Annotated in this window: 11 protein-coding genes and 1 pseudogene; 8 read left to right on the top strand and 4 right to left on the bottom strand. The window is 69.9% G+C overall.

All coding sequences use genetic code 11. From position 1 onward, the window contains the following. Positions 1 to 105: 105 nt before the first annotated feature. Positions 106 to 717, top strand: a complete 612-nt coding sequence (locus tag RS83_RS00955) for a TetR/AcrR family transcriptional regulator (protein ID WP_045277632.1) — start codon at positions 106 to 108, stop codon at positions 715 to 717. 36 nt (positions 718 to 753) lie between these two features. Here RS83_RS00955 and RS83_RS00960 read toward each other — a convergent pair whose 3' ends face one another. Beyond that, a complete protein-coding gene (locus tag RS83_RS00960; protein ID WP_045277633.1) occupies positions 754 to 1,521 on the bottom strand; it encodes an IclR family transcriptional regulator in 768 nt (255 codons plus the stop codon). 147 nt (positions 1,522 to 1,668) lie between these two features. Between RS83_RS00960 and dhaK the strand changes: the two genes are divergently transcribed. The 5 genes and pseudogenes from dhaK to RS83_RS00980 all read left to right on the top strand — a co-directional run bounded on the left by dhaK (position 1,669) and on the right by RS83_RS00980 (position 7,233). Then, positions 1,669 to 2,661: a dihydroxyacetone kinase subunit DhaK gene (dhaK, locus tag RS83_RS00965; RefSeq protein WP_045277665.1), complete on the top strand. Its 993-nt coding sequence runs from the start codon at positions 1,669 to 1,671 to the stop codon at positions 2,659 to 2,661. Between the two features lie 4 nt (positions 2,662 to 2,665). After that, complete coding sequence (gene dhaL / locus RS83_RS00970) at positions 2,666 to 3,310, top strand: dihydroxyacetone kinase subunit DhaL (protein ID WP_045277634.1); 645 nt, start codon at positions 2,666 to 2,668, stop codon at positions 3,308 to 3,310. Further along, positions 3,310 to 4,008, top strand: a pseudogene (locus RS83_RS19230) (HPr family phosphocarrier protein); the annotation flags it as partial. The gene dhaL and the pseudogene RS83_RS19230, both read left to right, overlap by 1 nt. Before the next feature lie 132 nt (positions 4,009 to 4,140). Next, positions 4,141 to 5,796: a phosphoenolpyruvate--protein phosphotransferase gene (ptsP, locus tag RS83_RS00975; protein WP_419760962.1), complete on the top strand. Its 1,656-nt coding sequence runs from the start codon at positions 4,141 to 4,143 to the stop codon at positions 5,794 to 5,796. Between the two features lie 153 nt (positions 5,797 to 5,949). Beyond that, positions 5,950 to 7,233, top strand: a complete 1,284-nt coding sequence (locus RS83_RS00980) for a sensor domain-containing protein (RefSeq protein ID WP_197072035.1) — start codon at positions 5,950 to 5,952, stop codon at positions 7,231 to 7,233. Positions 7,234 to 7,266: 33 nt separating this feature from the next. Here RS83_RS00980 and RS83_RS00985 read toward each other — a convergent pair whose 3' ends face one another. Genes RS83_RS00985 through pdhA form a run of 3 tightly spaced genes read right to left on the bottom strand, consistent with a single transcriptional unit; the run spans position 7,267 to position 10,855 of the window. Then, positions 7,267 to 8,682, bottom strand: a complete 1,416-nt coding sequence (locus RS83_RS00985) for a dihydrolipoamide acetyltransferase family protein (RefSeq protein WP_045277636.1) — start codon at positions 8,680 to 8,682, stop codon at positions 7,267 to 7,269. Beyond that, positions 8,679 to 9,704 carry an alpha-ketoacid dehydrogenase subunit beta gene (locus RS83_RS00990; protein WP_045277667.1) on the bottom strand — a complete coding sequence of 342 codons (1,026 nt, stop codon included), beginning with the start codon at positions 9,702 to 9,704 and terminating at the stop codon, positions 8,679 to 8,681. Before RS83_RS00990 ends, RS83_RS00985 begins: the two co-directional genes overlap by 4 nt. A 41-nt stretch (positions 9,705 to 9,745) precedes the next feature. Further along, on the bottom strand, positions 9,746 to 10,855 hold the full coding sequence (pdhA, locus tag RS83_RS00995; RefSeq protein ID WP_045277668.1) for a pyruvate dehydrogenase (acetyl-transferring) E1 component subunit alpha: 1,110 nt from the start codon (positions 10,853 to 10,855) through the stop codon (positions 9,746 to 9,748). Between the two features lie 171 nt (positions 10,856 to 11,026). On the opposite strand from pdhA, the gene RS83_RS01000 reads away from it, so the two are divergent. Together RS83_RS01000 and RS83_RS01005 are read left to right on the top strand one after the other, a co-directional pair. Next, on the top strand, positions 11,027 to 11,464 hold the full coding sequence (locus RS83_RS01000; protein WP_045277669.1) for an Lrp/AsnC family transcriptional regulator: 438 nt from the start codon (positions 11,027 to 11,029) through the stop codon (positions 11,462 to 11,464). A gap of 132 nt (positions 11,465 to 11,596) precedes the next feature. Further along, the gene (locus tag RS83_RS01005; RefSeq protein ID WP_045277637.1) at positions 11,597 to 13,201 is read left to right on the top strand and encodes an HNH endonuclease signature motif containing protein; all 1,605 of its coding nucleotides are present in this window, start codon (positions 11,597 to 11,599) and stop codon (positions 13,199 to 13,201) included. Positions 13,202 to 13,358: the final 157 nt, after the last annotated feature.

Consider the following 13,358-nt stretch of genomic DNA (forward strand, 5'->3'; position numbering starts at 1 on the left):
CTCTCGATCGCCAACGCCGGCGATAATTTCAGACCGATCGGTCAGGAATACGATTGCAGATCGCCGCGCGAATGGCAACTCATCGGGAATGACAGACTGACCCCTATGGTGCAGCCCGGATTCGAGGCGCCGACCCCCAAGCGCGGTCGGCCCGGTTACGACCGTGAGCAGGTGCTCGCGGTCGCCGTGAAGGTGTTCAACGAGCAGGGGTACGACGCGACCAGCGTCGCCGACCTGAGCGCGACCCTCGGACTCACCAAGTCGGCGCTGTATCACCACTTCGAGTCCAAGTCGGCGATCCTCGAACTCGCGCTGAACGACGCGCTGGACGCGCTCGAGGCCGTGGTCGACGACGCGATCGAGCAGCATCCGCTCGCCGCCGACCGCCTGCGGTCGATCATCCGAGGCGCGGTCCGGGTGCTCACCGAGAAGCTGCCGTCGGTCACGCTGCTGCTCCGCGTGCGGGGCAACGGCGACGTCGAGGCGTCGGCGCTCGTCCGTCGGCGCGCGTTCGATCAGCGGGTGACGGCGATCGTCACCGAGGCCCAGGCCGAGGGTCTGATCCGTGACGACGTCGATGCGGCGGTCGCGACCAGGCTGATCTTCGGCATGATCAACTCCGTCGTGGAGTGGTACCGCCCAGGCGGTCCTGTCGATCCCGACGAGCTCGGCGAGGACATCCTCCGCGTGAGCCTCGACGGGCTGCAGTCGCGCTGACCGCCGGTCGCAGGTTCAGAATTCAGCAAATCCGGCTCAGTCCTCTGCCGACGCAATGCGCGGGGGCCACGTCGTCGCCCCGAGCTCGCGTGAGATGTTGCGTGCGGTCTCCCGGAGGGCGTTGAGGACGACATCGGACGCCGGAGCCTGCGACGTCGGCATCACCACCGCGACGGCGGCGACGATGTCGTTCGAGGCGTCCGCGACCGGTGCGGCGATCGACGACTCGCCCAGCACGGCCTCATCCGTCTCGCTCGCGCTGCCGCGTTCGGCGATCGCAGGGAGCTCGAGCGTCAACCGCGCGATGTCCGTGATCGTGTCGCCGGTGAGGCTGCGCAGCGGCTGCTCGAACACGGTGCGCTGGAAACCCAGGTCGTAGGCGAGCAGTACCTTGCCCATGGCGGAGGCGTGGGCGGGGATCGCGACGCCCGTCTCGAGCATCTGCTGACTGTCGTCAGGGCGCAGGTCGTGGTTGATCACCAGCACCTCGTGGAAGTGCGGGGCGCCGAGGCGCACCGGCAGGCTGGTGCGGCGCGCGAGCTCCTGCGTCCAGCGCATCGCCCGAGCTCTGACATCGAGCGTGTCGAGGTAGACGTTGCTGAGTCGAAGCAGCGTGGGGCCGAGCATGTAGCGCTGGCCGCCGCGCTCCTTCGCGACGAGGCCGTGGGCGCGCAGCGACTTCACGATGCCGTGCACGGTCGAGGGCGGAAGGCTCAGCGCAGAGGCGAGATCGGTGATGCCGAGGTGGCGCGCACCCTGCAGCAGTTCGAGCACCTTCGCGGCGCGGTCGATGGCCTGGATCATCCGGCCGTCCTCTCTTCCGGTTCGTCGTCGAGCCGGTATCGCGTCGCGTCTCAGGTGCACCTTGACAACCCGACTGCGTCCGAGCATATTCGACATTAACGAATTCCTTTCGGATTTCTGCGAACGATGGTCAAAGGAGATCGCACGGTGAAGAAGCTCATCAATGCCCCGGAAGACGTGCTGGTCGAGTCGCTGCGCGGTGTCGCACTCGCTCATCCAGAACTCTCGGTGGACCTCGAGACGCACGTGATCACGCGCACCACGCCCAAGGATCAGGGCAAGGTCGCCATCGTCTCCGGTGGTGGCTCCGGCCACGAGCCGCTGCACGGCGGGTTCGTCGGCACCGGCATGCTCGACGCGGCCGTCGCCGGTGAGGTCTTCACCTCGCCGACGCCCGACCGCGTGCAGGCCGCGACGAAGGCGGTCGACCGCGGAGCCGGCGTGCTGCACATCGTGAAGAACTACACGGGCGACGTGCTCAACTTCGAGATGGCCGCAGAACTCGCCGAGATGGACGGTATCGAGGTCGGCACGGTCGTGGTCGACGACGACGTCGCCGTGCAGGACTCGCTCTACACCGCAGGCCGCCGCGGCGTCGGCCTCACCGTGCTGCTGGAGAAGCTCGTCGGCGCCGCCGCCGAAGAGGGCCAGGACCTCGCGTCGGTCGTCGCTCTCGCGAAGCGCGTCAACGGTCAGGGCCGCTCGATGGGCATGGCGCTCACGAGCTGCACCGTGCCGGCGGCGGGCAAGCCCACCTTCGACCTCCCGGACGACCAGATGGAGATCGGCATCGGCATCCACGGAGAACCCGGTCGTCACCGCGAGCCGCTGGCCCCGGCGTCCGAGATCGCCAGGCAGCTCGTCGAGCCGATCCTCGCCGACCTGGACTTCGCCGGTCCCGCGATCGTGATGCTGAACGGCATGGGCGCGACGCCGCAGATCGAGCTGTACCTCATGTACGCAGAGGTCGCTGCGCTCCTCGAGGCGGCCGGGGTGCAGATCGCCCGAAACCTGGTCGGCAACTACATCACCTCCCTCGACATGGCCGGATGCTCGGTCACGGTGCTGAAGGTGGATGACGAGCTGCTGCGCCTGTGGGACGCGCCAGTGAACACCCCCGGCCTGCGTTGGGGCGTGTGATCCGATGACGACGACGATCGACACCACCACCCTGCTCGACTGGATCACGCGGTTCCGCGATGCGGTGACCGAGAAGCGCGACTGGCTCACCGAACTCGACTCGGCGATCGGCGACGCCGACCATGGCTCGAACATGTCTCGCGGCATGACCGCCGTCGTGGAGAAGCTGGGTGCCGGGGCGCCGGCGACCGTCGACGAGCTGCTGAAGAGCGTCGGCATGACGCTGGTCAGCTCGGTCGGCGGTGCGAGCGGTCCGCTCTACGGCACGCTCTTCCTGCGCATGGGGATGACAGCCGGCGCAGTGACCGAGCTCGACGCCCCAGGGCTCGCCGCAGCCTTGCGGGCCGGACTCGACGGCATCGTCGCGCGCGGCAAGGCCGAGGCAGGCGACAAGACGATGTTCGACGCGATGGCGCCGGGGGTCGACGCGTTCGATGCGGCGATCGCCGGGGGAGCCGACCTCACGGCTGCAGCACGCAGCGCTGCGGATGCCGCCGAGGCCGGTCGTGACGCGACGGTGCCGCTGGTGGCCCGCAAGGGCCGGGCGAGCTACTTGGGGGAGCGAAGCGCAGGGCACCTCGATCCGGGAGCGGCATCGACCGCACTGCTCTTCGACGCACTCGCGGCCGCCATCGCCGGCAGTTCCTGATGATCGGGATCGTGGCCGTCTCCCACAGCGCACGACTCGGGGAGGCGGCGCTCGAGCTCGCCCTGCAGATGGTGCAGGGCGGCGGGGTCAGGGTGCAGGTGGCGGCGGGGGCCGGGACCGAACCGGACGGCACGCCGATCCTGGGCACCGATGCGGTCGCCGTGGCTGCGGCGATCGACGACCTCGCCGCCGACTGCGATGGCGTGCTGGTGCTGATGGACCTCGGTTCCGCGGTGCTGAGCGCCGAACTCGCGCTCGAGCTGCGCATGAGCGACGTGCCGGTGCGTCTGGCGCCTGCGCCGTTCGTCGAGGGGCTGCTGGCCGCCGTCGTCTCGGCGGCGGCCGGTGGAACGCTCGATGCTGTCGGGGCCGAGGCCGCCGCCGCGCTGGGCGCGAAGACCGGACAGCTCGGAGCGGAACCGGCTGCGGCAGATGTTGACCCGGTGTCGCACGACGGCACCGAGGCGCACAGCCGCCGCGTGCTGGTGCGCAACCCGCTCGGCATCCACGCGCGACCGGCCGCGCTGATCGCAGAGGCGTCGGCCGGGGCCGAGGTGCGGCTTCGCCGACTGCCGGACGGCCCCGAAGCATCGGCTGCGAGCCTGTCGCGGCTGCTCGTGCTCGGCGCTCGTCAGGGCGATGAGATCGAACTGTCGGCGCACGGAGCGGACGCGGATGCCGCGCTCGACAGGCTCGCGGCGCTGTTCGACGACGGTTTCGGTGAGGGGACTGCTGCGGTGGAGGTCCCCGTGGGCGCTGTGGTCGAGGGCTCGGTCGCGGATGCCGCCGACGACGTGCCGGCGGCATCCGCTCCGATCCCCTCGGGCGCGGTGCTCCGCGGTCGCGGCGTGAGTCCGGGCCGCGCCGTCGCGCCGGTCCGGCATCTCGCACCCGCGCTGCCCGAGCCGGATCCGACCGAGGTCATCCCGACGGCGGAACGCGCGGCCGAGGCCTCGGCGATCGAATGGGCATCGGTGGCGGTCGCTGACCAGCTCCGCTCGCGCACGGTCCAGGCCACGGGTGAGACGCGGGCGATCCTCGACGCCTCGCGACTACTGGCCTCTGATCCCGAGCTGGTGTCTGAGGCGACTGCGCTCGTGCGTTCGAAGGGTCGGAGCGCCGCCCGCGCCGTCTGGGAGACCGCGGGCGCACACGAGCGCGGACTCACCGCGCTCGGTGGTCGGATGGCCGAGCGTGCCGCCGACATCCGTGATGTGCGCGACCGGATCATCGCCGAGATCCTCCAGGTCGATCTGCCGGGTCTCCCCGAGAGCGACGAGCCGTTCGTGCTCGTCGCGACGGATCTCGCGCCGGCCGACACCGCGGCGCTCGAGGGCGGTGCATGCGTCGCGCTCGTGACCGAACAGGGCGGCCCCACCTCGCACACCGCGATCATCGCCCGCTCGCTCGGTCTGCCCGCTGTCGTCGGCGCCATCGGGGCATCCGGCATCGATGATGCGGCCATGCTGCTCGTCGACGGAGATCGAGGCACGGTCGAGGTCGATCCGCCGGAGTCGCGCATCGCCGAGGCCAGAGCCGACGCGGTCGTCGTTCCCTTCGACGGCGTGGGTGAACTCGCCGACGGGCACCGCGTGCCGCTCCTCGCGAACGTCGGCGGTGCAGCGGATGCCGAGACCGCCGCCGCGGCGGGTGCCGAGGGTGTCGGTCTGTTCCGCACCGAATTCTGCTTCCTCGACCGTGTGGATGCGCCGACGGTCGACGAGCAGGTCGCCGCGTACCGAGGCGTGCTCGCCGCCTTCGCCGGCCGCAAGGTCGTCGTGCGCACGCTCGACGCCGGCAGCGACAAGCCGCTGCCGTTCGCGAACTCCGACGCCGAGGACAACCCCGCCCTCGGCGTGCGCGGCCTGCGCATCGCGCGCCGCTCCCCGCAGTTGCTCGACGATCAGCTGCGCGCGCTGGCGCTCGCCGCGGCGGCGGAATCCGCTCAGGTCGAGGTCATGGCGCCGATGGTCGCGACGGTGGAAGAAGCCGGCGACTTCGCCGCCCGCGCCCACGCTGCCGGAATCGACCGCGTCGGCATCATGATCGAGACCCCGTCGGCCGCGCTGCTGGCCGCCGAACTGTTCGAGATCGTCGACTTCGTCAGTCTCGGCACCAACGACCTCGCGCAGTACACCCTGGCCGCCGACCGACTGCTCAGCGAACTCGGCGACCTGAACGATCCGTGGCAGCCGGCGGTGCTGCGGCTCATCGGCATGGTCGGTGAGGCGGGGCGGGCTGCGCGGAAACCGGTCGGCGTCTGTGGTGAGGCCGGTGGCGATCCCGCGCTGGCTCCGGTCCTCGTCGGGCTCGGCGTGACGACGGTGTCCATGACATCGAGGTCGCTGGGCAGAGTGGCTGCGGCGCTCCGGACGGCGAGCATGGAGGAGTGCGTGGCGGCCGCGCGAGCGGCGTGCGGTGCGGCGACTGCGCACGAGGCTCGTGACGCGGCATCCGCCGTGCTGCTGGATGGTCACCCGGCCTGACGGGCAGTGCACGCGGATATATGCGCGCTCGGGTATGCGATTCATCTCGGTCTCGTCTCGACATGCCTCTGCGCGCTGTCTCCCTCGCGTCGTGCCCATACGCTCGACGGAGGGGGCGCCATCGCGGTGCTGCACGACATGACGGAGGGTCTCATGCCACGTTCAACGTCCACCCGCTTCCGGTTCGGCAGCGGCATCGTCGCGGTCGGCGCGCTGCTCGCCCTGACTGCCTGCGCGCCCGAGACGGACCCCGAACCCACGGCCGACCCCGCGCCGGAGACGACGGCGCCGGTTGCGTATTCGGGGCCGGCGCTCTTCGTCGGCGACGAGCTGAACTGGTTCCTGCTGTCGTCGGACGAGATTGCCTCGGCACTGCCGGGATCCACCGAGATCGGTGAGCCGACATCGGTGCTCGAGCAGATCTCCGATGGAGGAGGACCGCAGCCGGGGCCGGAGATCTGCAGCACCCTGTTCCTCGAGCAGTCGCTGTGGAGCGTCGGCTCGCGCAATGTGACCTGGACGACGACGAGCGACGCCGATTATCGCTTCGGACAGATGCTGGCGCTGCAGTTCGCCGACGAAGCACAGGCGCAGGGGCGCATGGATCAGCTCGTGGAGACGGCGGCGCAGTGCTCGACCTTCGACTACAACGGCACAGCCACGTTCGAATCGGTGATCCCGGCGGAGTCCGACGGCGTGCGGGCGCTCGCCGGCACGCTCACCCTGCCCGATGTCGAGGGCGGGTGGTCGACGTTCTCCGCGTATGCCGCTGTCGGCAATGTGCTCGTGCAGGTGTCGCAGTCGGTCGAGGGCGATGCTCGACCGGATGCCGAAGCGGTCGCGACCCTGCTCCAGGACCGCGCCACCGAGGCGAAGGCGTCGCTCGTCGATGAGCTGACTGCGAATCCACCGACGGCTGAGCCCGTCCCCGAGGTCCATGCGTCGGCGCCGTGGGGCGAGTGGGAGATCGCGGACGATGGTGTGGGTCCGATCAACATCGGGGATCCGATCGATGTCGCGGTGACCGCCGGTCAGGCCGCGCAGGTCGTGGAGCCCGAATACGCGGGTGCGCCGTGGAAGCTCGTGAATTCCGATGGCACGGCGTCTCTGCTGCTCACGGCCACCGACGACGACTCGGCTGTCGTATCGGTCACGGTCGGCAATGACCGATCCATGGAGGAGGTCTCCCAGGACGGCGCGGCGCTGCCGGCCAGGGGCGGCGTCCGCGTGGGTGCTCCGGTCGCCGATGCGATCGCCGCGTTCCCCGGCGGCACGACCGTGACGGTCGTCTCATCGGGTGACGACTGGTACGACGTCGCGACGCGTGAGGGACGGCTGTTCCGCTTCCACGCTGACCGCGACGTGGTCGAACCGGGTGCCCTGATCGTCGGGATCACGGTGCAGGACGTCACGAAGCGCACGCTCGGTTCCTTCTGAGCCGTGTGAGGTTCGAGCGCTGCTGCGTCGGCCTCACAGCCGCCCGAAGGCGCGAAGCGGATGCTCGATGAGCTCCGTGACGCGGCGCAGGAAGCTCGCGGCAAGGCCGCCGTCGCAGACGCGGTGATCGAAGACGAGCGAGAGCTGCACGATCCGGCGCGCGACGATCGCCCCGTCGACGACCCAGGGGCGCTCGATGATGCGGCCGATGCCGAGGATCGCGACATCGGGATGATTGATGATCGCCGCCGAGCCGTCGACGCCGAGTCCGCCGTAGTTGTTCAGCGTGAAGGTCGATCCGCGCAGCCGATCCGGCGGCAGCGTTCCAGCACGCGCTGCGCCGGCGAGTTCGCGCAGCGCCGAGTCGAGCTGGTCGACGCTGAGGGTGTCGGCCCGCGGGATCACCGGCACGAGCAGACCGCGCTCCGTGTCTGCCGCCACGCCGAGGTTCACGCCGTCGAAGGAGATGAGCTCCTCGCCGTCGTCACTGAGTCGCGAGGCGAGCACCGGATGCTCCTCGAGGGCGAGCAGCACGAACCGGGCGAGCAGCGCGGTCACAGACGCCGCCTTCGTGCCCTCCGGTGCCATCCGCGACCGCAGCTCCCAGAGTTCGGTCGCGTCGACATCGACCCAGACGGTCGCCTCGGGGATGTCGGCGCGACTGCGGCTGAGCTTCGCAGAGACAGCCCGTCGCAGTGGCGACAGCCGCTCTCGGCTGCGCACGGTGAGCCCGTCGAGTGCGTCGGTGGTGGTGGCGCGTGTGTCCGTGGTGGCGGTCGTGCTCGCAGTCCGGTCCTGGTGCGCGGCGGCACCGTCGACCGCGTTGTCGACGGCTGCTCTGAGAACGTCTGATCGGGTGATCGCGCCGTCCGGCCCGGTCGGAGCGATCGTGTGCACGTCGAGGCCGAGATCGCGGGCGAGCCGTCGAACGAGCGGCGAGCGGACGGCGACCGGGCGTCGCACGGCTGCTGCCGGTGCGGTTGGTGGTGCGGCTGCCGTGGTCGGAGTCGTCGGCGCCTGAGCCGGGGCGAACGACACCGCAGCGGATGCCGCCGGTCGACGGCGACGTCCGGTCGAGGAGCGCTCCTTCGTGCCGTAGCCGATCAGGACGTTCCCAGAGCCTGCACGCTCTTCAGCGCGGTAGGCCTCGTGCTCGACGGCACCCGCTGCTGCGGCATCCTGCGATGCGGCATCCGACACCTCGAGCACCGGCGCACCGACGTCGATCGTGTCGCCGGCTTCACCGTGCAGCGCCGTGACGACGCCGGCGAACGGCGACGGGAGCTCCACGATGCTCTTGGCGGTCTCGACCTCGGCGATCGGCTGGTCGGTCGTGATGGTGTCGCCGACCGCGACGAGCCACTGCACGAGTCCGGCCTCGGTGAGTCCCTCGCCGAGGTCGGGCAGGCGGAAGATCCGCACGGTGGCACGCGCCAGGTCGGCGCTCATGCGTCGTCGCCCCAGTGCAGCGTGTCGATCGCGTCGAGCACACGATCGACGTCGGGCAGATACCAGTGCTCGAGCTTGGGCGGCGCATACGGCACGTCGAAACCGGTCACCCGGCGCACGGGAGCCGCGAGGAACTCGAAGCAGCGCTCGAACACCCGCGCCTGGATCTCGGATGCCACGGACGCGTAGCCGGGCGCCTCGGCGATCACCACTGCGCGACCGGTCGAGCGCACCGCTGCGGTCACGGTCGCATCGTCGAAGGGCGACAGCGAGCGCACGTCGACGACCTGCACGCTGCGTCCTTCTGCGGCGGCAGCGTCGGCGACCTCGAGCGCGAGCGGCATCGAGGCGCCGTACGCGAGCAGGGTGACGTCGGTGCCGTCTCTCGCGATCCGGGCGGTGCCGATCTCGGCCGTGACCGAGGTGTCGACCTCGCCCTTCGTCCAATACAGCTTCTTCGGTTCGAGGAAGATCACGGGATCGGGCGACGCGATCGCCGCCCGCAGCAGCGAGTACGCATCCTGCGGGGTCGACGGGCTGATCACGGTGAGTCCAGGGGTGTGGGCGTAGTACGCCTCGGACGAGTCGCAGTGGTGCTCGACGCCACCGATGCCGCCACCGAAGGGGATGCGGATCACCAGCGGCATCCGCACCCGGCCGCGCGTGCGGTTGCCGAGCTTGGCCACGTGGCTCACGATCTGCTCGAATGCGGGCAGCGCGAAGGCGTCGAACTGCAGCTCGACGACCGGGCGCATCCCGTTCATGGCCATGCCGACCGCTGTGCCGACGATGCCGGCCTCAGCGAGCGGGGTGTCGAAGCAGCGGTCCTCGCCCAAGCGCGCCGTCAGGCCGTCGGTGATGCGGAAGACACCGCCGAGCGCCCCGACGTCCTCGCCGAACACCACGACGTCCCGGTCCGCCTCGATCGCATCCGCGAGCGCCAGGTTCAAGGCTGCGGCCATGCTCATGGTCGCGACGTCGCGCGGTGCGGCTGACGGCTCAGGGGTCGCCGTCTCGTGCATGTCGGTGTCGTGGGTGTCCGTGTCAGTGTCGTGGGTCAGGGTCATGCGGCACCTCCGGTGTGCGTGGCGGCGGATTCCGACCGCTCGATCTCGCCTCGGAGCAGTGCCCATTGCTCGTCGAGCTGCGACGACCGGGTGGTGGTGACGAAGCGGAACAGGTCCTCCGGGTCGAGCTCGGTGTCGGTGTTCAGTGCATCGCGCATGGCCGTTGCGATCTGCTCGGCGCCGGCCGCGAACTGCGCCTCGGTCTCGTTGTCGAGCGCGCCGGCGTCGGTCAGGTGCGCGCGCAGCCGGAGCAGCGGATCGCGCGCTGCCCACGCCTGCACCTCGGTCCGTTCGCGATAGCGGGTGTCGTCGTCGGCGTTGGTGTGCGCCTGCATCCGATAGGTGTGCGCCTCGACGAGGCTGGGGCCGCCGCCTGCTCGCGCACGCTCGACGGCCTCGCCGAGCACAGCCAGGACGGCTGCGACGTCGTTGCCGTCGACACGCTGTCCTGGCATCCCGTAGCCGATCGCCTTGTGCGCGAGTGATGGCGCGGCGGTCTGGCGCGAGAGCGGCACCGAGATCGCGAACTCGTTGTTCTGCACGAAGAACACGACGGGCACGTGGAACACGGCCGCGAAGTTCATGGCCTCGTGGAAGTCGCCTTCGCTCGTGGCTCCGTCGCCGCAGAGCGCGAGCACCACGGTGTCCTCGCCGCGATGCTTCGCTGCCTGCGCGAAGCCGACCGCGTGCAGCAGCTGGGTGGCGAGTGGGGTGGCCTGCGGTGCGACGCGGTGCTCGCGCACGTCGTAGCCCGAGTGCCAGTCGCCTTTGAGGAGCACGAGTGCGTCGGCCGGATCGACGCCGCGCGCGATCACGGCGACCGAGTCGCGGTAGGTCGGGAAGAGCCAGTCCGTATCGGCGATCGCCAGGGACGCAGCGACCTGGCATGCCTCCTGGCCGTGCGAAGACGGGTAGACCGCGAGGCGCCCCTGCCGCACGAGCGCGCCGGCCTGATCGTTGATGCGTCGCCCCTCGACGAGTCCGCGATATGCACGCAGCAGCGTCGGGGTGTCCGGCAGCGCGTAGTGCTCGTCGGCGACGACCGTGCCGTCCTCGTCGATCAGACGTACCGCGGTGTCTCGCGGGAGCATGTCCGTGTGCAGCATCCGTCCGCCCTCCTTGCCGAACTCGATGTGGAGATCATCCCTCGCTTCGGGCAGTCGTCCAATGGATGCCACGGAATACTGAACGATCAGTCGAGAATTGCCTCTGACGTGATCGAAGTGTCAGAATTCGACCACCCGAAGACGGGTATGACGAAGAGGTGGACAGTGGACATGACGACGCTCGACGAGATCGACCACGCGATCCTGGGGGAGCTGCGGCGCGACGCCCGGTCTTCGATGACGGCGATCGCCGAGGCAGTGCACATCTCGCGCGCCGGCGCCCACGCCCGCATCAGACGGTTGACGGATGCCGGTGTCATCACGGGCTACAGCGTTCGCACGGACCCGGTGCTGCTCGGTCACCATGCGAGCGCATATGTGACGCTCGCGATCGAGCAGGCGACCTGGCAGGACGTGAGCGCGCGGCTGCGGGCGATTCCCGAGATCGAGCACATGGCGCTGGTCGGTGGGGACTACGACGTGATCCTGCTGGTGCGCGCGAGCGATGCCCGCGATCTTCGGCGCATCGTGCTGGAGGACATCCAGGCGATCCCGTCGATCCGTTCGACCCGCACGATTCTGATCTTCGAGGACTTCACCTTGGAATGAGGGCGGTTGCGGGGGTGGTTGCGGGGGCGGGTTTCGGGCGCGGGTCGAGGGTGTGGATTGTATTCCGGAATATTGGTTTGGTCTGGGGTTTTCGGGGTCTGAATGTCGGTGGTCCCGGGTTGAATCGGAGGTATGAACAGCACTGAGAAGGAGCTCGAGCAGGCGGTCGCCTGCTTGGATCGGGTGCTGCGTGATGACGCGTTCGGTCTCTTGTCGGATGAGGCGAAGATGCGGGTGTTGCGGCTCGCTGGTGCGGCGCAGCGGCGGGTGGACGCGGTGATCGTCGAGACGGTCGCATCGGTGCCCGCCAGGCCTTCGGGATCGGGCGATCCGGCGTTCTGTGGGCTGTTCGGATGTCGGACGATGAGCGAGTTGTTGCAGCGGGTGCTGCGGGTGGACGCGTCCGGGGCCGCGCGGGTGGTGAAGGCCGCGTCGTCGGTGTTCCGGGAGGCGGACCTCTCATCGGGCGGATGGCAGGCGGCCAGGTGGCCGCGCCTGCGGGAGGCGTTGCTGGACGGGACGATCGGGGTGTCGGGGTTGTTGGCGGCGGTTGGGCCGGTGGATGCGGCGCAGCGTCGGGTGAGTGAGGCGTTGCGGTGGCGGGCGGATGCGCAGCTCGCCGCGCTCGCACGGGGGATGGTCGCAGTCGACGAGGAGGATGCTTCTGCAGATCCGGGTGCTGCTGATCCGGGTGTTGCGCAGGGCGGGCCGCCGGCGACGCCGGAGGATCTGCGGACCTATGCGCGGGTGATCATGGCGTACCTCGACCCCGACGGGGCGGAGCCGGCGGAGGAGCTTGCGATGCGTGGGCGGGGGATCCGGTTCGGGCGTGCCAAGCATGGGCTGGTCCCGATCCACGGTGACCTGCTCCCGGAGACCGCGGGGGCGTTGCAGCGGCAGTTCGACGCGTACTTGAACCCGAAGGTCGACGGGCCACCGCTCCCGGGGGTGCGGTTCGTGCCATCCGCTGACACCGCCGATACTGCGGACGCCACCACAGCGGGTGCGGGTGCTCGCGGTGATGCCGCTGGTGCTGGTGCTGGTGCTGGTGCTGGGGCTCGCGCTGGTGCCGACAGTGGCGGGTATGTGCAGGCCAGTGACGAGCGGGGTGATGATGACGTGTTGCCGTCGGCTGATCCGGGCGGGATGGTCGACACCCGCACCCGCCCACAGAAACAGCACGATGCGTTCGCGGCGATCCTCGGCATCGCCGCGAAACACGACGAGACACCGAAACTCGGTGGGGCGGCGCCGACGTTGCTCGTGTCCGTCACCGCGGACGACTATGCGACCGGCCGCGGATGGGCGTATGTCGACGGCATCGACACCCCCGTCTCCGTCGCCACCGCCCGGCACACCGCGTGTGGGGGAACGATCCAACGGGTGCTGTTCGACCCCGAAGGACGCATCATCGGCATCGGGACCACCGACCGCATCTTCACCACCCACCAACGCAGGGCGATCACCCTGCGGGATAAGGAATGCCTCATCCCCGGGTGCCACGTGCGCGCGTCGTGGTGCGAGATCCACCACGTGCACGAACACGCCAGAGGCGGACCGACACATACGGACAATGGTGTCGCGTTGTGTTGGCATCATCACCGCACCCTCGACACGAGCGGGTGGGAGATCCGCATGGGCAACGGCACCCCGCAGGTCCGCGGGCCCGCCTGGTGGGACCCCGCCCGGCGATGGCGCACCCCACAACCCGCCCTCACCCACGCACTCACCGGATGACCACACGCCTCACCGGATGACCACGCCTCACCGGATGACCGCGCCTCACCGGATGACCGCGCGCCTCACCGCGCCCAGATGCCCGAGCACCCCACACGCCGAAGCGCCCGTACGCGTCGAAGCATCCGTGCCCACCGAGCGCCTGGTCTCGCCAGCA

Origin of the sequence: Microbacterium oxydans (assembly GCF_000956525.1) — a bacterium.
Taxonomy (GTDB): domain Bacteria; phylum Actinomycetota; class Actinomycetes; order Actinomycetales; family Microbacteriaceae; genus Microbacterium; species Microbacterium oxydans_A.